The sequence below is a fragment of the Microbulbifer harenosus genome (assembly GCF_005771435.1).
GTDB classification, from domain to species: domain Bacteria; phylum Pseudomonadota; class Gammaproteobacteria; order Pseudomonadales; family Cellvibrionaceae; genus Microbulbifer; species Microbulbifer harenosus.
The window spans coordinates 46,618-70,205 of record NZ_VANI01000024.1; the positions used below are offsets into that span (position 1 = coordinate 46,618).

Below are 23,588 nucleotides of genomic sequence, written 5' to 3' on the forward strand. Positions count from 1 at the left end.
TCGTTTGCGCCTCGCGGCGCGGATCTGCAAGCAGATCAGGCGAAGTTCTGGTTCGCGAAGTCCCAGTTCACCAGTGCCCAGAACGCTTCCAGGTACTTCGGACGCAAATTGCGGTAGTCGATGTAGTAGGCGTGTTCCCATACATCGCAGGTCAGCAGCGGGGTAACACTGCTGTCGGTCAGCGGGGTTTCGGCATTGGAGGTGTTGACGATAGCTACGGAGCCGTCGGCCTTTTTCACCAGCCAGGTCCAGCCGGAACCGAAGTTGTTCACTGCGCTGTTGGTGAATTCTTCCTTGAACTTGTCGAAGGAACCGAAGGCCGCATTGATGGCATCCGCTACCGCACCGGTGGCTGCGCCGCCGCCGTTCGGGCTCAGGCAGTTCCAGTAAAAGGTGTGGTTCCAGATCTGGGCCGCGTTGTTAAAAACACCGCCGGAAGAGGACTTGATGACGTCTTCCAGGGATTTTTCCGCGTCCGGAGTGCCTTCCAGCAGGCCGTTCAGTTTGTCGACGTAGGTCTTGTGGTGTTTGCCGTAGTGGTACTCCAGGGTTTCCTGGGAGATGTGCGGCTGCAGCGCGTCCATAGCATAGGGGAGTTCGGGGAGAACATGTGCCATGTAGTAATCCTTCCTTTGTCTTGGGACCCCCGCCGACCGCATGTCCGGCGATGGGTCAGTTATTGGTGGCATGCATTCTACACGCGCTTGATGTCATTATTAAGCCATCGGACAGGCCAAAGGGTGACACAAGTGAAGTTGCCGACAAGATATGCGCAAGTTGTGAACAATTGCGCCCCAACGGGGTTTTGACGGAGCAGTCCCGAAGGTGCCAGCGAAGTGGGAATGACCTATTCTGATAACTGCGCCCGGTTACTTTTTCGTCAATTTTTTGGTATAACTGCCGCAGTTTTCTACCTACATCCGGCCCGATGGGCCGCGAGCCAACGCAGGACAACAGCATGCAACGCAGAGAGCCCACATTCGATGGCAGCAGCTCATCTTCTATGGACCCTCAGATCCCTACCGCCAATGGTCCCATTGGCGGTAGGCGCTACGCAGCACCCGAGCCGCCGGCTGCGGCGCCGGTGCGCGAACCCTCTTCCGGTGGCGGCTCCTCATTCATCGCGATACTGGCTTTACTGCTGGCGCTGGCAGGGCTTGGGGCCGCGGGCTTCCTCTACAACCAATGGCAGGTGACCCGCGCACAGCTGGTGGATGCGGACGCGCGCATTGTGCAGCTGGAGAAGCGCTTCGAGATGTCCGGTGAAGAGTCGGCGGCCTCCGTGGAGGTGCTGAATGCCAAGGTGAAGGAGAACGCCTCCGAAATCCGCAAACTGTGGGGTGTATCCTACGACACCAACCGCAAGGACATCGCTGCCAACAAGGAAGCGAACGCTGCCCAGCAGAAGTCCATCGCCGCGCTGACCAGTAAGATCGGCAGCGTCGAGTCCGGGCTGAAGAAGGTGACCGCACTGGAAAGCGAAATGGCGAAGCTGAAAGAGTCTACCGTCGACGCCTCCCGCGAGACCAAAGACAAGGTGGCGAGCCTGGAGCGTCAACTGGCCTCCGTGCGCGCGGATCTGACGGCGCGCGTCGGTGCCAACGAGGAGGCGGTGGAATCTATCGACAGCTACCGCCGCAGTGTCAACAAGGATCTGGTGCAGCTGCGCGATGCCATTCGCAGCCTGCAGTCCAGCTCAAGTACGGCGTCTGCTCCCTGATCCGGCGGGAACCTCTGAAAACTACTGTGCGGACGCCTGACGGCGTCCGGTGCTGGAGCGCCAGTCCGGTCGCTACGTTTTCAGGGGTTCGCTAGCGCTGATTTCGATTTGCGGCGATTTTGCCGCCGTTAATTATTATCATTTTCATTTCCCGCCCTAAACGCTCTTTTTCCCTTCATTTACTTCCTATTTCTTGTTGCGCCGAATCCAACACCCGCATGCAATTCGTGTAAAATCGCCGCCTTCGAGACGAGAACACACACGGAGCCGGCAATGACCATAATCCGCCAGGACGACCTGATCGACAGCGTGGCCGATGCGCTGCAGTTTATCTCCTACTACCATCCGCAGGATTTCATCCAGGCCCTCAACAAGGCCTATGAAAAGGAAGCCAACCCGGCGGCGAAAGACGCCATGGCCCAGATCCTGATCAACTCCCGCATGTGCGCCCAGGGCCACCGCCCTATCTGCCAGGACACCGGCATCGTGACCGTGAAACTGAAAGTGGGCATGAACGTGCAGTGGGATGCCGAGATGACCGTGACCGACATGGTCAACGAAGGTGTGCGCCGCGCCTACAACAACCCGGACAATGTGCTGCGCGCCTCCATTCTCGCGGACCCGGATGGCGCTCGTAAGAACACCGGCGATAACACCCCGGCGGTCATTCACTACGAGATCGTGGCCGGCGACAAGGTAGACGTCTATGTGGCGGCCAAAGGGGGCGGCAGCGAGGCCAAGAGCAAGTTCGCCATGCTGAACCCGTCTGACTCCGTAGTGGACTGGGTGCTGGAAATGGTGCCGAAAATGGGCGCCGGCTGGTGTCCGCCCGGCATGCTGGGCATTGGTGTGGGCGGCACCGCCGAGAAGGCGATGCTGCTGGCGAAGGAGTCCCTGCTGGATCCCATCGATATCCAGGAGCTGCAGGAGCGCGGTGCCTCCAATCGCGCCGAAGAACTGCGTCTGGAGTTGTTCGACAAGGTCAACAAACTGGGCATCGGCGCCCAGGGCCTGGGCGGCCTCACCACCGTGCTGGATGTGAAGGTCAAGGATTTCCCGACCCACGCCGCCAACAAGGCGGTGGCGATCATCCCCAACTGCGCCGCCACCCGCCACACCCATTTCACCCTCGACGGTTCCGGCGCAGCGCGCCAGACCCCGCCGAAGCTGGAAGACTGGCCGGAAATCACCCGCGAGGCCGGCGGCAACACCCGCCGTGTGAACCTGGACGAAGTGACCCGCGAAGACGTACTGAGCTGGCAACCCGGCGACACCCTGCTGCTGAACGGAAAAATGCTCACCGGCCGCGATGCCGCGCACAAGAAAATGGTCGACATCCTGGCTACCGGCGAGAAGCTGCCGGTGGACCTCACCGGTCGCTTTATCTACTACGTGGGCCCGGTCGATCCGGTGCGCAACGAAGTAGTCGGCCCGGCCGGTCCCACCACGGCCACCCGCATGGACAAGTTCACCCGCACCATGCTGGAAGAAACCGGCCTGCTGGGCATGATCGGCAAGGCCGAACGCGGCCCCACTGCGATTGACGCCATCCGCGACAACAAAGCGGTTTACCTGATGGCCGTGGGCGGCGCCGCCTACCTGGTGGCTCAGGCCATCAAGGACGCCAAGGTCATTGCCTTCCCGGAACTGGGGATGGAAGCCATCTACGAATTTGAGGTGGAAGATATGCCGGTCACCGTTGCGGTGGACAGCAACGGGGAGTCGGTGCACAACACCGGCCCGGTGATCTGGAAACACAAGATCGAAGAGGGAGTGGTGTAACTCCCGTTCGCTCGATGTTCCGATGAAAACGGCTGCCTCAGGCAGCCGTTTTTTTATCTGTGGGTTGTCAGTTCTGCCTGTCGATTTCCGCCAGCATCAGTTCGCGGATGACCGGCACTGGTGCGTTGCCGTAGCTCAGAAACTGCTCGTGAAACTGCTTGAGGTTGAACCTGTCACCCAGCAACTGCTGGATCTCTTCCCGCAGCGCCATGATATCCATGTACCCTGCAAAATAGCTGGTGAGCTGGACCTGGCTCAGAGTGGCGCGGCGCCACTTGCCCACAGCCTCTGTGTGCTGTTGAAACCCCTGATTCATCAACAGGTCGAGAGCCGCATTCTCCTCCATGCCTTTGACCTGTACCGAGTAATCCAGAATGGTGTTGACCACGGTGCGCAGGTGCCATTTGTAGTACATCATCCACAGCTCCGGAGAAAAATCCCCGTAGCCGGCCTCCAGCATCATTCGTTCCGCGTACACCGCCCAACCTTCGATCATCGCGCCGTTGCCGAGAATGTTTTTGATCAGGCTCGGTGAGCGGTTTGCGTATACCAGCTGTGTGTAATGCCCGGGAATCGCCTCGTGAATGTTCAGAATCTGCATGAGGTAGGTGTTGTATTCGCGCAGAAAGCTCTCCGCGCGGTCATCCGGCAGTTCGGCGACCGGCATCACGTTGTAGTAGGTGTTGGCATTCTTGTCGTAGGGGCCGGGGGCATTGATGGAGGCCACTGCGAAGCCCTGCATATACGGCGGAGTGGTGCGCACCACCAGTGGCTTTTCCTCATCCAGTGACAGCAAGTTTTTTTCCTTTACAAACGCCACCAGTTGCGGAATCTGCTTTTCCACTTCCGTCTTGAAGTTTTCCTTGGTGGCGTGATGCTCAGACAGCTTTTCCAGTACCTTGGTGATTTTCACCAGGATGTCTTTGGGGCGGGACTGGTCCGGGAAATATTTTGGCCACAGCTTGTCGGCGAGATCGTCCATTTTCAGGTGCAGGCGATCCTTTTCGCGCAGTGCCTGTTGGTATAGTTCCCTGCCGCTCATGCCGATCTGAATGTCGTAGTGGAATTTTTCCTCGTATAGCGTTTCACCGATACGGAAATCGCTGAAGCTGTCGGCATTGGCCATCTGGGCCTGAAGGGTCTGTAGTAAAACGATATATTCCTCTATGGCCTTGCGGGTGGCGGCAAGTCGGGATTCAAATAAATCCTTTTCACTGCGGGACAGCCCGCTGTCAGCGAGTGTTTTCTCCAGTTCCTCACCGAACACCGACATGGCACCTTCATTTTGCTGGATGGCCAATACCAGTTGGGGCGCGGCCGGGTTGCGCAAGGATTTTTCCGCGGCTGCGTAATAGGCTGGCACCATTTGCATCCGCGCGCTGAAGGCGCGCAGGCGGTCATCCAGTGGCGCGTAATCGGTATTGAGAATCAGGGCAAAACCATGGGAGACGTTGTAGTTGCTCGGGTCCCACTCAAATGTCTTGAATTCCGTGAGATTCCAGATAGTTTCATTCAGGAAGTTGTTGATCAGTGCCAGGTCCGTGCGCGCATTGACGTCCAGCTCGTCGCGTTTGTAGCGCGCAAAACGGTTGCGATAATCGCGGGCGAATGCCAGCACCTGCTGTCGATAATGCTTGTCGGGCACCTCCAGCTGTTCCGCAACCTGGTAATAGCCGTTGCTGATGGCCCAGGATGGGAACAGCTGCCACATCCGTTTGATCATCTGTGCGCTGAGGTCGTGAAAGGATTGCTCGACGTCTGCGCCAGTGGCGGTTTTACCATCGGCGCCAGTTTTGGCCGCTTCAGAAACCGGGATGTCGGTGTCGACACTGGTGTTTTCGCCAAGTCCATCACCCGATCGGGGGCTTTTTCCGTCACAGGCGCACATTAATGTGGCCAGAGTAATCGCGATGATGGTCTGTTTCATGGAGCGCTCGAATTAATGCCGGATTCTGCTCAAAAACTAGCACACTCGACTTATAGTTATCCCTTGCTCCGGCGATTATTTTGTGTGACCCAGGTCGCCTTGTTTCACTTTGGGGCGACGGCTAAAGTGGCAAAACGTGAATTTGTGGCCGAGTGCCACGAATTGCTCCATTCAATTTTGTATTTTCCACAGAGGAGTCAGGTATGACAGATCTCGCAGCGCAGGCGTGTGAAGCCTGTAGGGCGGATGCGCCGTTGGTTTCCGATGAAGAACTGGCGCAGTTGATCCGGGAAATTCCGGACTGGACACCGGTTGTGCGGGACGGCGTGATGCAGCTTGAAAGAGCGTTCAAGTTCCGCAACTTCAAACAGGCGTTGGCATTTACTAACCGGGTAGGCGCCATCGCCGAAGAAGTCGGGCACCACCCCGCACTGTTGACAGAGTGGGGCAAGGTAACGGTCACCTGGTGGAGTCATGAGGCCGGTGGCCTGCACAAGAATGATTTCATCATGGCGGCGCGTACCGACAAGCAGCTTGAGGTGGAGTGAATCCAGCGCCTGCGCCGTATTCGTGAAGTTTGCGAATACGGTGCACACTTCCAGCTGTGAGTTGCGGCGTTCGAGCTATGCGAGATTCCTATGCAAAGTGGCAAGCAGAAATACAGCGGGTAAGTGAGTAAGACAACATGCTGAAGATGAAAGCCAGCTGCGAGCGTTGCAGCGTAAAACTGGGCCTTTCCGATCAAGCCTTTATCTGTTCTTACGAATGTACTTTCTGCACGGACTGCAGCGAATCACTGCAACACGTCTGTCCCAATTGCCAAGGTAATCTGGTGGTCCGCCCGCGGCGACGTACGTCGCCCACAGAGGTACCGAAGTCCGGGTTTAAGGCAAAGCTCGAAACAATCCTTCCCTGAGCGCAACGCTATTCTTGTCAGAGCAGCGTGCTATGAACTTTTCTGTGCCCAGAGTAAAAACTCCTGATTGCCGTCGCCGCCGGTGATCGGGCTGTCAATATAGGTTTTCACCTCCAGCCCCAGCGTTGCACACAGTGCGCTGATTTTTTCCTGTACCCCTTGATACAGTGCGAGGTCGCGCACCAGCCCACCTTTACCGATACCGTCGGGGCCGACTTCAAACTGGGGTTTGACCAGGCTCAGCAGATGACCGCCGGGTTTCATCAGTGGCGGCAGCCGCGGCAGGATCAGGGTCTGGGAAATAAATGAAACATCCATCACCACCGCGTCAAACCCCTTGTCGGCCAGAGGAGCCAGCTGTTCGGCAGTCAGGTATCGGGCGTTGATGCCCTCGAACAGATGCATGCGCGGATCGTTGCGCAAAGATTCGGCCAATTGGTCGTGCCCTACATCCACACCGACCACCAGCTCGGCACCACGCTGCAGCAGGCAGTCGCTGAAGCCGCCGGTGGAGCAGCCCACATCCAGTGCCCGCCAGCCATTGGGATCGAGATGCGTGTGATCGAGGACCCCCGCCAGTTTCAGCCCGGCGCGGGATACATAGCGGTCTTCCGGTAGTGGCTCCACGGTGATGCGAGTGTCTTCGCTCACGCTCTGGCTCGCCTTGGTGGCAGGGCGGGGGCTGTGGCCTTCATACAACTGGACGCGCCCCGCGTCGATCAGCTTGCGGGCATGGGTGCGGGAGCTGGCCAGGTTGCGCTTCACCAATAACAAGTCGAGACGGATCATGGACGGCACTATAGTTCTGGCAATCAGCTTTTGGAATGGACGTCGCAAAAACTGACCGATTGTGAAATTGGGGTTGGAAAGGGCGGCCATGCTACCCTCTGTCCCGGATTCTGAGAAGCAGCGGAAACATGCTCCGGCGATGTCATTGCCAATCGGAATAACCATCGCGCCGCAAGATGCAACGGCAGGCGGCGAAAATGGCGTGTAGGAATTATTAGGGAGTTCGGGACAGATGGCAAAAACGGTGTTGAGTAAGTTCAGGGTGCGCAAAGGCCGGGTATTCGAGGCCCCGCTGGAGAATGCGTTCGGCCGGCTCGTCACACCATTCGAAGAGTTCATTCATCGCCAGAGCACCAGCGGTCTGCTATTGATGGCGTGCGCGGTGATTGCACTGATCATTGCCAATTCCGGTTGGCAGGAGGGGTACAAACACCTGCTGCATTTACCGGTGAGCTACAACTTCGGCGACTGGTCGCTGTCCATGAGTTTCCACCATTGGATCAACGACGGGCTGATGGCCATCTTTTTCCTGTTGGTGGGGCTCGAACTCAAGCGGGAGTTCCTCGTTGGTGAATTGTCCGAGCTGAGACACGCAGTGTTGCCGGTGATGGCCGCGGCGGGCGGCATGGTGGTGCCGGCACTGATTTTTTTCGCATTGAACGGCGGGACGCCCGCGGAGCGTGGCTGGGGGATTCCCATGGCCACAGATATCGCATTTGCCGTGGGCTGTATCGCGATCCTGGGTAACCGGGTGCCGCGGGCGGTGGTGACGTTTCTGGTGGCGCTGGCCATCGTGGACGACCTGGGAGCCATTCTCGTGATCGCCGTCTGGTATACCGAGAGCGTGAATACCCACGCCCTGATCGCCGCCTGTGTTCTGGTGGGCCTACTTTGGCTGCTGCAATTCGTGGGGGTGCGCCGGTCAGCGGGATATATGTTTGTGGGCATTCTGCTGTGGTATGCGCTGTATCTCACCGGTGTGCACGCCACCCTGGCGGGCGTAATTACCGCGATGGCGATCCCCGCGAGGCCCAAGTACGACCCGGTGGCGTTCAGCACCTTCGTCAAGGACATCATCCGCAGTTTTGACCGTTGCTTTCGTCCAGGCGACAAGATCATTGCCAACGATGCGTTGCGTGCGCGGGTGACCGCTCTGGACAGTGGAATTCATATGGTGCAATCGCCGCTACAGCGGATGGAAACCCGCCTTCACACACCGGTGGCTTTCGTGGTGGTGCCGATATTTGCGCTGGCGAATGCGGGTATTCCCATTGACAGCTTCACCAGCTACACCGCGGTGTTCAACCCGCTTACGCTCGGAGTGATCTGCGGTCTGGTGTTTGGCAAGTTGATCGGCATCGTAGGGGCTACCTGGATTGGCTGGAAGCTGGGTCTGGGTGAATTGCCGAGATCCGCCACCTTCCATCACATTGTCGGTGTGGCACTGCTGGGCGGGATTGGTTTTACCATGTCGATATTTATCTCTGAACTCGCGTTCGAAGGCGCACCCAAAATGTTGATCCAGGCCAAGGCGGGGGTGTTGCTGGCTTCCGTCATCGCCGGCGTATTGGGATTCCTGGTACTGCGGCGGGCCCCGATGGAGGCGTCCACACAGAAAAGCGGCGCGGATCACGGGGACAATACCCAGGTTGGCGAGGAGCGGAAGCTGCCGTAACCGGCCGCGCCTGAGTAAGCGTCATCGGAAGTACCATCACGTCCGGTGACCAGCAGCGAGATCCAAGGTAGCAGCGTCGCGCTTATCCTGTGTTAGTATCGGAAATCTTCAGTTTTGGTCAGTCCAAATTCGGTGATTTCCGATAATTGGCTTGTCACTCAATAAGCATAATCAGGAGTGCGAGAGATGGAGAAGCTTACCCTGCGTAAACAGGAACAGGGCACGCTGGACTTCCGGCAGCCCAGCGATTGGCGCAGTGTGCTGTGCTGGAGCCTGCTGCCAGTGCTGGCACTTGTGGCGGGATTGGGACTGGTGGCCGGCAAGGGCATTGCCGCGGCCGCCTATCCGACGGACAACTCCTTCACCGCGGAAGCCGCGTTCGCGAAAGAGCGCGCGCATTACCCCGACATCAGCATTGCCCGGGTAGCACCTGGACCTGGGATTGTTGTTGAGCGGGGGCGGGTATACCGGCAAATTGGCGCGCGCTCACTGCACCTGGACCTGTTCCGGCCGGATGTTACCGGCGAGGCCTCGTTCAACGTTGGCCAGCACCCCGGGCGGCCGGCGGTGCTGCTGGTGCACGGCGGCGGTTGGCGCTCCGGCAATCGTACCCTGCAGGAGCCCATGGCCATCTATCTCGCCAACCGGGGTTTTGTTGCCGCTACGGTGGAATACCGCCTTTCCCTGGAGGCGCAGTACCCGGCTGCGGTCCAGGACATCAAGGCTGCGCTCTGCTGGCTGCACCGGAATGCGGGGCAGCTCGGGGTTGATCGACATCGCATCGCCATTCTCGGTGCCTCCGCGGGCGCGCAACTGGCTACGCTTGTGGGGGTGACTCCGGGGATACCGGCCTATCGTGAAGAGGGCGAGGGGCGCGATACCGCGTGCGAAGCCGTGGCTGCGATTGTCAATCTCGATGGCGTGGTCAGCTTCATCACACCCATGGCGCTCGCGCACGAGAACGACCCGCGCAAGAATCCATCGGCCGCGGGCGCCTGGTTTGGTGGTCGCTACGAGGAGGTGCCGGAGCGCTGGCGCGAGGCGTCGCCACTGGAATACGCCGGCGCCGGCTCTCCCCCCACTTTGTTCATCAACAGCAGCCGACCGCGCTTTCACGCCGGTAGGGACGAGTATATTGCCCGTCTGACGGCGGAGGATGTGGCGACCGAGGTGATGACTCACGGGGACTCGCCGCACCCTTTTTGGCTGTTCCAGCCGTGGTTTGATTCCACTGCGGAACGGGTGGCGGATTTTCTGCAGCGCGTGCTGAAATAACGGTCGCAATCGGCAGTTTCCGCTCGCTATACTCGCGCCGAATCGTCAAACCGAAGGGGCTCAGAGGTCCGCGGAAAATGCAACAGTCAGAACAGTTTATCGACCTGCTCAAATTGCTGGTGCGCAGCCCCAGTGTCGTGGGCGCGGAACACTCATTTTTTCGGGTGTTGCAGCGCGAGTTGGAGGAGCGCGGTGCCCACGTGACCTGGTACGAGGGGCTTCTGGTGGCCCAGGGCCAGCGCCCGCACAGCGCCAAATTCTCTGCCCACATTGACCGCCACGGCCTGATTTGCACCGGACCCAACGAATTCCAGTACGCCGCCTTTGTTTCCGGGCACCGCTCCGACCTGCTCGGTAACTCGGTGTCGGAAAAACTGATGACGAAAATCGTTGACCGCTTTCAGGGTGTTTCCGTGACCGCTTACGAACCCTGGTCGGGTTCCTACTTCGGCTCAGGAGTCATCCGCCGCGCCTACGTCTGCGGTTATCGCAACAACCTCATCTTTGAAGTGGCGGGGCTTGAGCATGTGGTGGCGGGCACGCCAGTGGCCTTTACCGACCGCCTGAAAGTCAGCGACGGTATTCTCAGTGCACAGCTCGACAACGTGCTCACCGCGGCGCACTTAGTGCATCTGTATGGGCTCGGTTTCCAGGGTACGGCATTTTTTACCGCGCAGGAGGAATCCGGCAGTAGCTGGCGCTACCTGTTGGAGTGGTTCCGCCGTTTCAATGGCGGTACGGAAAAGCTGATTGTGGTGGATACCAGCCCCTACCCGGACCGGACCAGTGCCGATGCCCAGCAGGTGGTGTTGCGGCGCCGGGATGCCAACGCCGATTTTCACCCCGGCACCACTGCGCGCCTTGCGGCTCTGTGCGAAGCGCAGGGCATTACCTATAGCTATAAAGATACCTACATCGAGGCGCAGAACCATAAAGCTATAGCCGAGGGACAGGAACCCCAGTCTCTGGGAAGTACCGAGCTCGGGCGGATTGTGTCCGCGTCTTCCGGTTTTGTGCAGGGCACCACCCTGCAGATTCCCACCACCGGCTATCACACCATGCAGGAGTCTGCGTCTGTCCGCGCCAACAGCGCGTTCAGCGATCTGCTGTTTGCCATCGCCGCGGACGGTTGATGGCAAGGTGATCAGAATTCTTCGCTGAGTGGATAGCGGTTGCAGCGGTTGTTGCAGTAAGGGCGGTCCGAGCGTATGGCCCCGCTTTCCGGGTGCACGGTCAATTGCCGTTTTTTCTTGCCGTTGTACGCCACCACATTCCAGTAGCCGCCGCGAAACCGGATACTGGAAATTGAGTGGAAGCCGAGGCGCTGCAGACGCTGCTTCACCGCGCCGGGACTTAAGGCAATTTCAGATGGTGTGGAGCCATCGAGATCCGGTCCGTAGAGGTGGGAGGGCATTTGCAGCTCGGGTGAACCGGAAAACCGGAAGTCCTGTGCCGTGAAGGGCCCCGGTTGCTGGGCCATGGCCGCTGCCGAGAATGCCAGTGCCAGGGCGGCCGCACTCGATCGAAAGAAAAAACAGCGAAAGACTGAAACCTTGCGGATGGCAAACAACATGGCGCTCCCCAAATTGCCGTTATCCCATCATTGGTAGGGTGGCAATACGCAAACGCCAAATGTTTTATCCGGTTTTTGTTCCAGGGTCTCCTCAACCGCAGCTGCAATTGCGCCGGGTCTTGCCGGTCAGACCGATCCCCGGGTTGAAGGTGTTGGTGGGGTCCAGCTGTTCGAAGAACTTCCGCTGTGCCTCGGGCGCCTGATACAGGTGCCCCACATTGTGTTCCGCGGGGTAGCGGGCACCGCGCCGGTCGAGCAGTTCCAGCATAGCGGCCTTTACCGCGTCCGCATCGGCGTTCTTTTTCAGGATGTAGTCCTGGTGGAACACATTGCACAGGAAATGCCCGTAGTAGAGCCGGCATTGCAACTGCCCGGCAATTTCTGCCGGCAGCTGCTCCTCCCAGTCCATATCGTTACGGCGCAGGGCAATATCCAGCGGCAGCAACTCTCCCACTTCCCCACTGTGCACCGCGCAATAGCGCATGGCCGCGCCGGCAGAGACAAAGCGGTGCAGCATCGCCTTTGTGGCCTCCTCATCCGTGCAGGCAAAATAATCTCCGGTATTTTCCGCGCGACTGAAAAATTCCCTGAACCACGATTCCGCCGGCGCGATGTTTTCGTCGGCCACCTTGACGATCAAGTGGTGCACGAATTTCTCGCGGTACGCCAACATGCGCGGTGGCAGATGCGCTGGTAGCAACAAGCTGATTTTCTGCAGCAGCCGGTCACTTAGGAAACGCGGCAGGAAGCGGCGCTTGGCGAGCCACGCATCCACCCGGCCCTTGAGTGCAAAGAAGCGCGGCATGTTTCGCGTGCCGAGTTTTTCGATGGTGTAAAAACTGTCTTTGCCGTAGACGGCAGCCAGATCGAACATGTCCCGGTGCAGGTATTCGCCGAGCAGTGGAATCTGTGGCAAGTCGCGTAAAAGGCCGCGGCGCAGTCGCGCAAACACCTGTGCGTTGTTGCTGCCGATGTAAAAGGTCCGGGTAGATTGCGCAATAGGAAATGTGTCCAGTCGCACGGCGAAAACGGCAACCTTGCCGGCACAGCCACTGGCTTCAAACAGTCTTCTGGGGTCGGCGTTGAAGCGCGCCGGAGTGTCCGCATCCACGTCGCGAATGCGCGTTGCGTATTCCCGGTCCGAGGCCATGCGCGGGCGATCATCGTGCTCGGAATAGCGAATTGGCCGTATCTGGCCGAAGGTGCCGCGCTCAAGGTTGCTCAAGATCTCCTCGGGACTGGCACCAAGATCGATACCTGAGTGGTTAATCAGTTGCAGGTCACCGCGTTTATTCACGCGCGCAAACACGGCGAGTTCGGTGTAGGCGGGGCCGCGCTGGCATAGCGCACCGCCGGAATTGTTGGCAATGCCTCCCACTATGGATGCGCCAAGGCAGGAAGAGCCAATCTCCGAATGCGGTGCGCGTTGAATTGGCGCGAGCAGTTTTTCCAGTGCATGTAATGTGGCGCCGGGTAGTGCCACTACCTGTCTGCCACCATCCAGCAGGTGGATGGTGTTCATGTGCAGGGTGTTGATGACCACTACCGGGCGGTCGTAGTCTGAACCGCTGGGAGTGGAGCCCTCGGTAAGGCCGGTATTTGCCGCCTGCAGGATGATGATCGCTCCAGCGTCGACACAGACCTGCAGCACCCGCCACAGCTGCAGCAGTTTTTCCGGAAAAACGACCGCAAGGGCGTCGCCCTCACCGGAGCGAAACCCTTTGCGGAAATGTTCGTTGCGCTGCGGGTCGGCAATGACCCTGTCGGCACCGAGCAGCTGCTCCAGTGTCTGGAGCAGCTGCCGGTTGCTGTCGCTGTTTACGGTATTCAGTCGCGGTCTTCCGTCATCTGAAGGATTTCCCCGCTGTTCGGGTCCAGTTTCAAATCGAATTTCTTACCTTCCTTATAAGCTTCCACCTCCCAGCGGCCGTGCTCCAGCGAAACGTCCACCACCGGCGTGTACCCCTGTTGCTCCAGTTTGGTAATGAGCATCGAAAGAGCCATAGCGCCTGGGGGTGGCATTTCATCTTTGGCATTGGCCTGGGTCGCGGTCATTGCCGCAATGCCGCTGAGCGTTACGGCGAGCAGGGAATTTTTAAAGATCTTCATACTTTCTCCTTTGCCGGCCGTGCCGATCAGTCGGTTGTGCTGAGGCGTTGCTGGATCATGAAGCACCACTCGTCGCTGCCGCCGTCGGGGCCGTGGGCGCCGTCGCCGCCGGTGAGCTTATCAATGGCGAGGAACCACTCGTCGCTCCCTACATCGGGAAGTCCACTGGGAAATTGTTCGGCGATGGCCTCGCTCTGTTGGCTCATCACCTGTTCATTGACCCACTTGAACCACTCCGGGGTGCAGATCAATTGACCCTCGCTGTTTGGGCTTTCCGCCGTGTCACCGGTTGCTGGTGGCGCGGTGGTCGTGTCTGGCGTCGCAGTGTCGGCGTCGGTACCTTGCTCGGGTTCGGTGACGGTCATTTCCTCCACCACTTCCGTCTCTGTCCCTGGGGCCGTGTCCGGATCATGGGTTTCAGATTTGCGACTGCAACCGGACATCGCAATGGCGGTGGCCAGAGTTGTAGCGAGGGTAACGTACAGTAACTTGTGGATCATGGTTCCTCCTCAACAATTCAAACCTCGGCGCGCATGTGAGCGGCCATGTGAAGTAAGCATAGGTGGGATTTGGCGCCTTGCGCGGGAGAATATCCGCTGTGGTTCACATTTCTCTGCATTCACTGTGTTGCGAGGTGGAAGCGTCTGAAATTGCGGATTAAGTCTTATCGTATTATAAATGTGAAGCTTTCGTTTCGGCATCCCGCCGGGGCGTGGCAATAACGATAAATAAACCGGGGTGATTCCATAGCCGTCCCCGGTCCGACTCTCCCGCGGCTGAACACCTCAGCTGAGGTGTTGCAGTACAGCCCTCAACAATAAAAGTAAATGAGGCTTATATGTCCATAAGATACCTATGGCGCGCTTGTTCGCTCGTGATGGCCTTGTGCCTGAGCACATCCGCCGCAGCGATGATTGAGAACGGCACCTATACCATCGTGTCAAAATACAGCGGCAAGCTGGTGGAAGTTGGCAATGCCGATACCGCCAATGGTGCCAACGTGAATCAGTGGCCCGCCAATGGCCACCCAACCCAGCAGTGGGTCATTACCCATATCAGCGGTAATGATTACTCTGTCATTAACGCCAATAGTGGCCAGGCGCTGGAAGTGTATGAGTTTGGCACCGGCGACGGCGCCAATATCGCGCAGTGGCCCTACTGGGGTGGCAATGCCCAGCTGTGGACCATCACCGAACAGAGTGGCGGTTACTATGCCTTCATTAACAAGCACTCTGGTAAAGCGATGGACCTTCTCAATTGGGATACCAGCGACGGTGCCAATATCGGGCAGTGGACTTGGTGGGGTGGCGACGCCCAGCTTTGGTCGCTGAATCTGGTGAAAGCCAGTGCGCCGCTGCACATCAGCTACGCCAGTCCGAGTTTCAACAATATTGCTGTGCACGATCCGTCGGTGATCCGCGCGGATGGCCAGTACTATGTATTTGGCTCGCACCTGAGTGCCGCGAAGTCCAGCTATCTCAACAGCTGGCAGCGGGTGGCGGACGGTGTGAATGCCAGCAATCCGCTGTTCAATAACGTCAATAGTGAGTTGTCGGAGGCGCTGAACTGGGCCGAGACCAGTACGCTATGGGCGCCGGATGTGATCCGGCTGAACGGGCAATACCTTATGTTCTACAACGCCTGCCGCGGTGATTCGCCGCGCTCGGCGATGGGGATTGCCACCTCAGCCAATGTTGAAGGCCCCTATGCCAACCAGGGGGTTTTCCTCAAGTCCGGGATGTGGGGGCAGGCCAGTGAAGATGGCAGCGTGTACGACGCCACCGTGCACCCCAATGTCGTGGACCCGGTGGTATTCCGGGACGTGAGCAATCGCCTGTGGATGACCTACGGTTCTTATTCCGGAGGTATTTTCATCCTTGAGTTGAATTCGAGCACCGGTTTCCCGCTGGCGGGGCAGGGCTATGGCAAACACCTGCTGGGCGGCAATCACGCGCGGATCGAGGCGGCGTATACCATTTATGCGCCGGAAACCGGGTACTACTACATGTTCGTCAGCTACGGCGGTCTAGCCGCCGATGGTGGATACAATATTCGCGTGTCCCGCGCCACCAGTCCGGACGGTCCCTATTACGATGCCAATGGCACCAATATGTCGTCAGTGAAGGGCGCCGCGGGGACTATTTTCGATGACGCCAGTATCGCCCCCCACGGCGTCAAGCTGATGGGCAACCATCTGTTTGCCAACAGCAATAATCAGCTCGGCTATGTTTCACCGGGGCACAATTCCGCCTACCGCAAGGCGGACACCGGGCAGTACTTCATGTTTTTCCACACCCGTTTCCCCGGCCGCGGAGAGGAGCACGAAGTACGCGTGCATGAGTTTTTCCTGAATGACGCCGGCTGGCCGGTGGTGGCGCCACTGCGCTATGCGCAGAAGGTGGACAGCAACAATGCCAGCCGAAGCCGCGAGGAGTTGGAGGCTGTTTTTGCCAGTGAAATCCCGGGGACTTTTCAGCTCATCAACCACGGCAAGGACATTTCCGCGACGATCAAGGGCTCGAGCGACATCCAGTTGAATGCAGGTGGCTCGGTTACCGGTAATCCGTCCGGCAGCTGGGTATACAACGAGGTGACCCGGGATATCACCCTGACCCTGGGGGGCATCAGTTACCAGGGAGTGGTGTCCCGTCAGTGGAATCAGGTGCGCCACCGCTATGAAGTGACCTTCTCGGCCCTGTCGGGCAACGGCACAGCGGTCTGGGGAATCCGGGCTGATTGAGGCTCAATCGAACCAGAGGTAAAAAAACAGGCGGCCGGTGGCCGCCTGTTTATTCGCTAACCACGCGTAAATATCACAAGGCAGACTGGGAGGCCGCGGCTTCCGCGACGGGAATGTCCGCGAGAGATTCGCCGGCATCGTTGGCCGCGGCAGCGGCCAGACGCTGCTCTTCGATACGACTGGTCCAGGTCAGGAGCGCCTGGTAGTGGCGGATATTCTTCACGTAGGTGACTGGTTCCCAGCCACGCGCGTAACCGTGCTTCAGGGTTGTGTAGTACTGGCGCTTGGCGAGCAGCGGCAGGTGTTCGCGTACGTCTGCCCAGCGGTCCGGGCTGCCGCCCATGCGCTCGGTCAGCACCCGGGCGTCTTCGAGGTGGCCGTAGCCGACGTTATACGCAGCGAGCGCCATCCAGGTGCGGTCCGGTTCGCGGATGCGCTCGGGGATTTTGTCCCGTACCTGCATAAAATAGCGCGCTCCACCCTCGATGCTCTCGATGGGGTCAAGCCGATTCACTCCCATTTCCCGGGCTGTGGCCAGGGTCAGCATCATCAAGCCGCGCACTCCAGTGGGGGACTTGGCGTGCGGGTTCCAGTGGGACTCCTGGTAACTGAGTGCGGCCAACAGTTCCCAGTCCAGATCGTATTGCTTCGCCACCCGCTCCATTTCCGCGCGCCACTGGGGCAGGCGCTCGCGGCTCAGCTGTGCGAAGGTTTGCGCGCCGCCCGCGTTCATTTTGCTCACATGACCGAAATACAGCTCGCGCAGCTCCGCAACCAGCCCGCTAGTATTGGCCCGCAGCATGAAATTGCGCGCCGCACGGTAGAGGGTGTCGTCATCGCCCCTGGGGAAAGCCCAGGAGACCGGTTGAAACTGGGTCAGATTGAAGGCGATATGGGTGTTGGGATAGAGGCCTCGGTGAACGGCGTAGGCATTGGAATCCACCACGGCGTATGTATATTTGCCCTCATTCACCATGTCCACCAGCTCCATCGCATCCACATCGGAAATTTCTTCCCACGTCAGTGCGGGATAGCGTTCGGAGAGTTTGCGCAACTGCTCGGCGTGGGCGCTGCCGGCGATCACAGCGATATTCTTACCTTCAAGGTCAGCCACGCTGCGCGGGCGGGATTCCCCCAGGCGGTAGATAATCTGCTGGCGAATCTCGAAATAAGAGGGGGCAAAGCGCACTTGCTCGCGGCGCTCGGGGGTTACCGTGAGGCCGGCGGCGGCGAGATGGGCGCCTGAATCCGGGTTTTCCAGCTCGCGGAACAGGTGGCCGAGATCGTGTACGTCGCGAATTTCCAGGGTTACGCCCAGTTCGCGGGCAAACGCGCGCAGCATACCGTATTCAAAACCGGTGTAATTGCCGTTGGCGTCTTCATAGTAGGTGGTGGGGCCGTTCTGGGATAGGACCACCAGCTTGCCGGATGCCTTGACCTGCTCCAGCAGGCTGGGGGCCTTGCTGGCCACCAACAGGGACGCGCAACAGGTCAGCACTGCACACTTCAAGAGGCGGCAGCTATATCGCAGCAGTCGGCTTTTCATAATCATAGGTTGGTCCTTCGAATCCATTCACTGCTTTATTTTCGGCGCGTCCGACTCGAGGAAAGTTGGGTCGGTTGCGTCATTTCCTGCAGGCGGCGGCTCCGTTGCTACCCGCGCGCAAAGCCTAGTGTCTAATATTTGCCCAGGCCTGGGTCAAAAGCGCGGCAATTCTACCCCAAACATCTGCACACTGACCAATCCGTTGACCGTGTCGTCTATATCTTTGTGACCTGCTGGCTTGTTTTGGCAGGATAAGTGTAGTACCCAGCGCCGACGCCAATAGCGTCACCGCGCGGTTTGAAGGGGCAAATGGCGCCAGAGATCACTTGTGAGCGGTCTCTTGAGTGGTGTTGTACCGGCGCTTCATCTTTACTGCTCTTGCACCCGGCTGGTTATGTGCCCGAGAGTTGTTTGCAGCAGTGTTGGAGCGCTGTCGCTTCGGGTACAATGCGCGCGCTCACGATACCCCTCGTTCCTGTGCGGCACGCGCCAACGCCAATCCCGTAGCCGATTGCCTATGCCCACAGGTGCTCAATACCAGACAAGAGGCTAACTCCCGCGATGCTAGTTCTGCGTGGTGCTCCCGCACTGTCGAAATTTCGCCATTTAAAACTTCTGACTCAACTCCGCGCCCTGCAGCCCGCTATTGCGGATGTCTACGCCGAGTACGTGCACTTTGCCGACAGCAAAGCGCTCGATGAGAAAGAACAAGCGCTGCTGGAGCGTCTGCTGCAGTACGGTCCCACCGAAGAGAAGCATCAGCCAGAGGGCGAACTGCTGCTGGTAGTACCGCGTCTGGGCACTATTTCGCCCTGGTCATCCAAGGCCACCGATATTGCCCACAACGCGGGCCTCGGCCAGATACACCGCCTCGAGCGGGGGGTTGCCTACTACATTAGCGGGGTCAAATTAACCGGGGCTGAACGCGACCGGCTGGCGGCAGAGTTGCATGACCGGATGGTGGAGTGCGTTTTCACTGAAATGGCACAGGCGGAGCAACTGTTCCAGGTTGAAGACCCGCGCTCCATGGACCGCGTGGATGTGCTGAATGGCGGCCGCGATGCGCTGGCAGAGGCCAATGTCAATCTGGGGCTGGCGCTGGCGGACGACGAGATCGACTATTTGCTGACCAGCTTCGAAGAACTGGAGCGCAACCCCACTGATGTGGAACTGATGATGTTCGCGCAGGCGAACTCTGAACACTGCCGCCACAAGATCTTCAATGCCAGCTGGACCATCGACGGCGAAGACATGCCGAACTCCCTGTTCGGCATGATCAAAAACACCTATCGCCTGGGGGGCGAGAACGTACTCTCCGCCTACGCGGACAACGCCGCCGTGGTGGTGGGCCACCACGCCGGCCGCTTCTACCCCGACCCCGAGACCAAAGTCTACGGTTTTAGTCAGGAAGCCATCCATCTATTAATGAAGGTGGAAACCCACAACCACCCGACAGCGATCGCGCCGTTCTCCGGTGCCGGTACCGGCGCCGGTGGCGAGATCCGCGATGAGGGCGCGGTGGGCCGCGGCTCCAAGCCCAAGGTAGGCCTGACCGGTTTCACCGTGTCCAACCTGCTGATCCCGGGTTACCTGCAGCCGTGGGAAGTGAACTATGGCAAGCCCGAGCGCATCGTCACCGCGCTCGACATCATGATCGAGGGCCCCATTGGCGGTGCCGCATTCAACAACGAGTTCGGCCGCCCGAATATCTGCGGCTATTTCAGAACCTTTGAAGAAGACTTCGACGGCGAGCGCCGCGGTTACCACAAGCCCATCATGCTGGCAGGTGGCTACGGCAATATCCGTGAAGAGCATATCGAAAAGCCCGCATTCCAGCCCGGCGCCAAGCTGATCGTGCTCGGCGGCCCGGCGATGCTGATCGGTCTCGGCGGCGGCGCGGCCTCCAGTATGGCAAGCGGCTCCAGCTCAGCAGACCTGGACTTCGCGTCCGTACAGCGCCAGAACCCGGAAATCGAGCGCCGTTGTCAGGAAGTCATCGACCAGTGCTGGCAGCTGGGGGACAAGAATCCCATCGCCTTCATCCACGATGTGGGCGCCGGTGGCCTGTCCAACGCCTTCCCGGAACTGGTGAAAGACGGCGGCACCGGCGGCAAATTCGAACTGCGCAATGTGCCGTCCGATGAGCCGGGCATGAGCCCGCTGGAAATCTGGTGCAATGAATCCCAGGAACGCTACGTGATGGCGGTGATGCCGCAGGATCTGGAGCGTTTCCAGAAAATCTGCGAGCGCGAGCGCGCGCCCTTCGCGGTCGTGGGTGAGGCCACCAGCGAGAAGCACCTGACCCTGAATGACAAGCAGTTCGACGCCAAACCGGTAGACCTGCCCATGTCCGTGCTGTTCGGCAAGCCGCCGAAGATGCACCGTGTGGCGGAGAAGCGCGAGGCCAGCACCACCGCGTTCGACACCAGCAATATCGACCTGAACGAAGCTGCCGAGCGCGTACTTCGCCTGCCGACTGTCGCCAGCAAGAACTTCCTGATCACCATCGGCGACCGCACCGTAACCGGCCAGGTCTCTCGCGATCAGATGGTCGGCCCCTGGCAGGTGCCGGTGGCGGACTGCGGTGTGACCACTGTGGCCTACGACAGCTACGCCGGTGAAGCCATGTCCATGGGCGAGCGCACGCCGGTAGCATTGCTGGACGCGCCGGCTTCTGGCCGTCTCGCGGTCGGTGAGGCCATCACCAACATCGCCTGCGCACCGATCAAGCAACTGTCCGATATCAAGCTCTCCGCCAACTGGATGTGCGCCGCCGGCCACCCGGGCGAAGAGGAAAAGCTGTACCGCACCGTAGAAGCCATCGGCATGGAACTGTGCCCGGCACTTGGCATCACCATACCGGTAGGCAAGGACTCCATGTCCATGCGCACTGCGTGGAACGACGACGGGGTGGACAAGGCCGTTACCGCACCTTTGTCGCTGGTGATCTCTGCGTTCAGCCCAGTCACCGATGTGCGCAAGGTGGCCACCCCGCAACTGCGGCGCACCGCAAAGGGCGAAACCGAGTTGCTGCTGGTGGATCTGGGTGCCGGCAAAAACCGCCTCGGTGGCTCCTGCCTGGCGCAGGTGTACAACCAGCTGGGTGATAAGCCAGCGGATCTGGACGATGCAAAGCGTCTCAAAGGCTTCTTTGAGGTGATGCAGGAACTGCTTGAGGAAGACAAAGTTATCGCCTACCACGATCGCGCCGATGGCGGCCTGTTCGCCACACTGGCGGAAATGAGCTTCGCCGGTCGCGTAGGTGTGGATGTGGAGATTTACGATCTCGGCGAGGACCCGATTGCCGCACTGTTCAGTGAAGAACTTGGTGCAGTGCTGCAGGTACCCGCCGCGGACGCGGACATGTTGGCCATGCGCTTCGCCTCCGTTGGTGTTCCCGCCCACCAGATCGGTGGTCTTAACGACAAAGAGCAGCTGCGCATCACCCGCAATGGCCAGGAAATCTTCAACCGGGGGCGCGCTGAGCTGCAGCAGATCTGGAGCGAAACCAGCTACCGCATTCAGTCCCTTCGCGATAACGCCGACTGCGCCAAGCAGGAATTCGACGCCCTGGCCAAATCTGCCCAGCAGGACCCGGGCCTGTCGGTGAATCTGAGCTACGACGTCAACGAAGACATCGCCGCACCCTACATCAAGAAGGGCGTGCGTCCGAAAGTGGCAATCCTGCGGGAGCAGGGCGTCAACAGCCAGGTGGAAATGGCGCATTCCTTCCACCGAGCCGGCTTCGATGCCATCGACGTGCACATGAGCGACATTCTCGCCGGCCGTGTAGAACTGGATCAGTTCAAAGGTCTGGTGGGCTGTGGTGGCTTCTCCTACGGTGACGTACTCGGCGCCGGTGAAGGCTGGGCCAAGACCATCCTTTTCAACGACCGTGCCCGCGATCAGTTCGAGGCCTTCTTCAATCGCAAGGACACCTTTGGCCTCGGGGTGTGCAATGGTTGTCAGATGTTCTCCGTGATCAAGGAGCTGATCCCCGGCGCCAGTCACTGGCCGCGCTTCGTGCGCAACTTATCTGAGCAGTACGAAGCGCGCTTCGCGCTGGTGGGCGTGGAAGATTCGCCATCCGTACTGTTCAGGGGTATGGCCGGTTCCTATATGCCGGTGGCGGTTGCCCACGGTGAAGGCCGTGTGGAATTCGCGAGCCAGAAGGCGCTGGAAGCTTGCGAGCAATCGGGCACCATCGCCATGCGTTTCCTCAACAACAACCAGCAGATTACCGAAACCTATCCGGCCAATCCCAACGGCTCTGTCAACGGGATCACCTCCCTGTGTTCCGAAGACGGTCGCGTCACCATCATGATGCCGCACCCGGAACGCGTCGCCCGCGCGGTCAGCAATAGCTGGCACCCTGACGATTGGGAAGAGGACTCCGGCTGGATGCGCCTGTTCCGCAATGCGCGAGTGTTTGTGGGCTAACCCAGGTCAGCTAAAGACCTGGCACCAAGAAAACCCGCTCAATTGAGCGGGTTTTTTTTAGCGCTTAAATCAACCTCCTGCGAGAGTCTATGGTGTTGCTGTAAGGGCAGTTCGGATACAGCAGGGATAATCTAGGTACGCTTGGAGCTGAAGATATGAGACAAAATTGGTCCCGCTGCCCGATATTTCTATAGACGCTCAACGAGAGAGTAAATTTTTAAATAAATCAGATAGTTACTGGAGCCGTTCCCAGATGGGGATAGTGGGCATCATGATGATTTTTGTTGGGGTTACCGAAAGGTGGTTCTGGCTATGGGCTTGACGATATCGGCCTTTGGAGACATTCTGGCGCACAAAGTTTCAAGCGATAGAGGGCGCGAGGATATTGGCCTATCTGCCCACTAATAAACTGTTAGCGAGTAAGAAGTATGAAGATCATTATCGGCATTATATTGGCATGTTTTCTTTCTCGTTATGGTCATGCATGCTCATTTGCACCGGGTTACCAAAAATTTTTGATGGCTCCTTCAATCTATAGAAAGGATGCCAAACCCGAAGCTCCAAAAATTACGGTAAAGGAAATTAGGCGAGGGGAAAAAGGCGATCCAGGAATGTGCGCAGACGCCGGCATCCTTGTTTTAAAAATAGAGAATTTTAAGCTAAATACGGGTTACTCGTTCACTATTGAAAATGGGGTCGCAGAAGATAGTATTTTCCCAGAAGACTACATTGCACCTGTTCCAGGCTCTCGAGAGTTAATGTTCGTATGGTTGGATGGAGCTTCATATTTCCAAGAGCCTATTGAGCTAAAGGTTAAAGTTGTAGCTATTTCTTTGGGAGGAACTGAAAGTCAGCCTGGCTATGTCAAAATCGAAGATCCCGGTAGGCCCAAATATCGCTAACAATGCAATGCAGCCGACGTCTTACTTTGTGCATTTTTTGCACGGTCGCTGCGCTCCCATTTTCGTGCAAAAAGTGCACAAAGTAAGCCACGCCTGATTGCGGCGTTATGTGAACGAGAAAAACCATTGAAATCACAGAAATTCTATATATTTTCTTTTCTGATATTTATCACCGGATGTACCACTGGAGAGCT

At 58.5% G+C, this 23,588-nt stretch carries 18 protein-coding genes; 10 read left to right on the forward strand and 8 right to left on the reverse strand.

Annotated elements, in window-relative coordinates:
* Window positions 1-35: 35 nt before the first annotated feature.
* Window positions 36-617, reverse strand: coding sequence for a superoxide dismutase (locus FDY93_RS18560; protein WP_138237249.1), 582 nt, complete (start codon window positions 615-617; stop codon window positions 36-38).
* A 341-nt stretch (window positions 618-958) separates the two neighbouring features.
* Here FDY93_RS18560 and FDY93_RS18565 point away from each other — a divergent pair, with 341 nt between their 5' ends.
* Both FDY93_RS18565 and FDY93_RS18570 read left to right on the forward strand, forming a co-directional pair.
* A complete protein-coding gene (locus FDY93_RS18565; protein ID WP_138237250.1) occupies window positions 959-1,720 on the forward strand; it encodes a hypothetical protein in 762 nt (253 codons plus the stop codon).
* A 273-nt stretch (window positions 1,721-1,993) separates the two neighbouring features.
* Complete coding sequence (locus tag FDY93_RS18570; RefSeq protein WP_138237251.1) at window positions 1,994-3,502, forward strand: fumarate hydratase; 1,509 nt, start codon at window positions 1,994-1,996, stop codon at window positions 3,500-3,502.
* Window positions 3,503-3,569: 67 nt separating this feature from the next.
* On the opposite strand, the gene FDY93_RS18575 is transcribed toward FDY93_RS18570, so the two are convergent.
* Complete coding sequence (locus FDY93_RS18575) at window positions 3,570-5,429, reverse strand: DUF885 domain-containing protein (RefSeq protein ID WP_138237252.1); 1,860 nt, start codon at window positions 5,427-5,429, stop codon at window positions 3,570-3,572.
* Window positions 5,430-5,632: 203 nt separating this feature from the next.
* Here FDY93_RS18575 and FDY93_RS18580 point away from each other — a divergent pair, with 203 nt between their 5' ends.
* Complete coding sequence (locus FDY93_RS18580; protein WP_138237253.1) at window positions 5,633-5,977, forward strand: 4a-hydroxytetrahydrobiopterin dehydratase; 345 nt, start codon at window positions 5,633-5,635, stop codon at window positions 5,975-5,977.
* A 146-nt stretch (window positions 5,978-6,123) separates the two neighbouring features.
* Window positions 6,124-6,345 (forward strand): DUF1272 domain-containing protein, encoded by a 222-nt coding sequence (locus FDY93_RS18585; RefSeq protein ID WP_240914351.1) that lies wholly within the window; start codon window positions 6,124-6,126, stop codon window positions 6,343-6,345.
* A gap of 30 nt (window positions 6,346-6,375) precedes the next feature.
* On the opposite strand, the gene FDY93_RS18590 is transcribed toward FDY93_RS18585, so the two are convergent.
* Window positions 6,376-7,134: a TlyA family RNA methyltransferase gene (locus tag FDY93_RS18590; protein WP_138237255.1), complete on the reverse strand. Its 759-nt coding sequence runs from the start codon at window positions 7,132-7,134 to the stop codon at window positions 6,376-6,378.
* A gap of 232 nt (window positions 7,135-7,366) precedes the next feature.
* Here FDY93_RS18590 and nhaA point away from each other — a divergent pair, with 232 nt between their 5' ends.
* From nhaA to FDY93_RS18605, 3 genes are all read left to right on the forward strand, one after another.
* Window positions 7,367-8,809 carry a Na+/H+ antiporter NhaA gene (gene nhaA / locus FDY93_RS18595; protein ID WP_138237256.1) on the forward strand — a complete coding sequence of 481 codons (1,443 nt, stop codon included), beginning with the start codon at window positions 7,367-7,369 and terminating at the stop codon, window positions 8,807-8,809.
* Window positions 8,810-8,995: 186 nt separating this feature from the next.
* Window positions 8,996-10,084, forward strand: coding sequence for an alpha/beta hydrolase (locus FDY93_RS18600; protein ID WP_138237257.1), 1,089 nt, complete (start codon window positions 8,996-8,998; stop codon window positions 10,082-10,084).
* Between the two features lie 77 nt (window positions 10,085-10,161).
* On the forward strand, window positions 10,162-11,217 hold the full coding sequence (locus FDY93_RS18605) for a peptidase M42 (RefSeq protein ID WP_138237258.1): 1,056 nt from the start codon (window positions 10,162-10,164) through the stop codon (window positions 11,215-11,217).
* 11 nt (window positions 11,218-11,228) lie between these two features.
* On the opposite strand, the gene FDY93_RS18610 is transcribed toward FDY93_RS18605, so the two are convergent.
* From FDY93_RS18610 to FDY93_RS18625, 4 genes are all read right to left on the reverse strand, one after another.
* Window positions 11,229-11,657 carry a hypothetical protein gene (locus FDY93_RS18610; protein ID WP_138237259.1) on the reverse strand — a complete coding sequence of 143 codons (429 nt, stop codon included), beginning with the start codon at window positions 11,655-11,657 and terminating at the stop codon, window positions 11,229-11,231.
* A gap of 91 nt (window positions 11,658-11,748) precedes the next feature.
* Entirely contained in the window at window positions 11,749-13,488 is a 1,740-nt protein-coding gene (dld, locus tag FDY93_RS18615; RefSeq protein ID WP_138237260.1) for a D-lactate dehydrogenase, read from the reverse strand.
* On the reverse strand, window positions 13,485-13,766 hold the full coding sequence (locus FDY93_RS18620) for a PepSY domain-containing protein (RefSeq protein ID WP_138237261.1): 282 nt from the start codon (window positions 13,764-13,766) through the stop codon (window positions 13,485-13,487). Before FDY93_RS18620 ends, dld begins: the two co-directional genes overlap by 4 nt.
* Window positions 13,767-13,792: 26 nt before the next feature.
* Window positions 13,793-14,266 (reverse strand): hypothetical protein, encoded by a 474-nt coding sequence (locus FDY93_RS18625; RefSeq protein ID WP_138237262.1) that lies wholly within the window; start codon window positions 14,264-14,266, stop codon window positions 13,793-13,795.
* A gap of 377 nt (window positions 14,267-14,643) precedes the next feature.
* On the opposite strand from FDY93_RS18625, the gene FDY93_RS18630 reads away from it, so the two are divergent.
* A complete protein-coding gene (locus tag FDY93_RS18630; protein WP_138237272.1) occupies window positions 14,644-16,506 on the forward strand; it encodes an RICIN domain-containing protein in 1,863 nt (620 codons plus the stop codon).
* Between the two features lie 73 nt (window positions 16,507-16,579).
* Here the strand turns inward: FDY93_RS18630 and mltF are convergent, their stop codons facing one another.
* A complete protein-coding gene (mltF, locus tag FDY93_RS18635) occupies window positions 16,580-18,058 on the reverse strand; it encodes a membrane-bound lytic murein transglycosylase MltF (RefSeq protein ID WP_138237263.1) in 1,479 nt (492 codons plus the stop codon).
* Between the two features lie 555 nt (window positions 18,059-18,613).
* On the opposite strand from mltF, the gene purL reads away from it, so the two are divergent.
* Both purL and FDY93_RS18645 read left to right on the forward strand, forming a co-directional pair.
* Window positions 18,614-22,492 (forward strand): phosphoribosylformylglycinamidine synthase, encoded by a 3,879-nt coding sequence (gene purL / locus FDY93_RS18640; RefSeq protein ID WP_171019039.1) that lies wholly within the window; start codon window positions 18,614-18,616, stop codon window positions 22,490-22,492.
* A gap of 428 nt (window positions 22,493-22,920) precedes the next feature.
* On the forward strand, window positions 22,921-23,394 hold the full coding sequence (locus tag FDY93_RS18645) for a hypothetical protein (protein ID WP_138237265.1): 474 nt from the start codon (window positions 22,921-22,923) through the stop codon (window positions 23,392-23,394).
* Window positions 23,395-23,588: the final 194 nt, after the last annotated feature.

Bases quoted from the DNA above. Each gene is read 5' to 3' on its own strand.
- FDY93_RS18560 (WP_138237249.1), bottom strand. From the start codon at position 617: ATGGCACATGTTCTCCCCGAACTCCCCTATGCTATGGACGCGCTGCAG.
- FDY93_RS18565 (WP_138237250.1), top strand. From the start codon at position 959: ATGCAACGCAGAGAGCCCACATTCGATGGCAGCAGCTCATCTTCTATG.
- FDY93_RS18570 (WP_138237251.1), top strand. From the start codon at position 1,994: ATGACCATAATCCGCCAGGACGACCTGATCGACAGCGTGGCCGATGCG.
- FDY93_RS18575 (WP_138237252.1), bottom strand. From the start codon at position 5,429: ATGAAACAGACCATCATCGCGATTACTCTGGCCACATTAATGTGCGCC.
- FDY93_RS18580 (WP_138237253.1), top strand. From the start codon at position 5,633: ATGACAGATCTCGCAGCGCAGGCGTGTGAAGCCTGTAGGGCGGATGCG.
- FDY93_RS18585 (WP_240914351.1), top strand. From the start codon at position 6,124: ATGAAAGCCAGCTGCGAGCGTTGCAGCGTAAAACTGGGCCTTTCCGAT.
- FDY93_RS18590 (WP_138237255.1), bottom strand. From the start codon at position 7,134: ATGATCCGTCTCGACTTGTTATTGGTGAAGCGCAACCTGGCCAGCTCC.
- nhaA (WP_138237256.1), top strand. From the start codon at position 7,367: ATGGCAAAAACGGTGTTGAGTAAGTTCAGGGTGCGCAAAGGCCGGGTA.
- FDY93_RS18600 (WP_138237257.1), top strand. From the start codon at position 8,996: ATGGAGAAGCTTACCCTGCGTAAACAGGAACAGGGCACGCTGGACTTC.
- FDY93_RS18605 (WP_138237258.1), top strand. From the start codon at position 10,162: ATGCAACAGTCAGAACAGTTTATCGACCTGCTCAAATTGCTGGTGCGC.
- FDY93_RS18610 (WP_138237259.1), bottom strand. From the start codon at position 11,657: ATGTTGTTTGCCATCCGCAAGGTTTCAGTCTTTCGCTGTTTTTTCTTT.
- FDY93_RS18620 (WP_138237261.1), bottom strand. From the start codon at position 13,766: ATGAAGATCTTTAAAAATTCCCTGCTCGCCGTAACGCTCAGCGGCATT.
- FDY93_RS18625 (WP_138237262.1), bottom strand. From the start codon at position 14,266: ATGATCCACAAGTTACTGTACGTTACCCTCGCTACAACTCTGGCCACC.
- FDY93_RS18630 (WP_138237272.1), top strand. From the start codon at position 14,644: ATGGCCTTGTGCCTGAGCACATCCGCCGCAGCGATGATTGAGAACGGC.
- mltF (WP_138237263.1), bottom strand. From the start codon at position 18,058: ATGATTATGAAAAGCCGACTGCTGCGATATAGCTGCCGCCTCTTGAAG.
- purL (WP_171019039.1), top strand. From the start codon at position 18,614: ATGCTAGTTCTGCGTGGTGCTCCCGCACTGTCGAAATTTCGCCATTTA.
- FDY93_RS18645 (WP_138237265.1), top strand. From the start codon at position 22,921: ATGAAGATCATTATCGGCATTATATTGGCATGTTTTCTTTCTCGTTAT.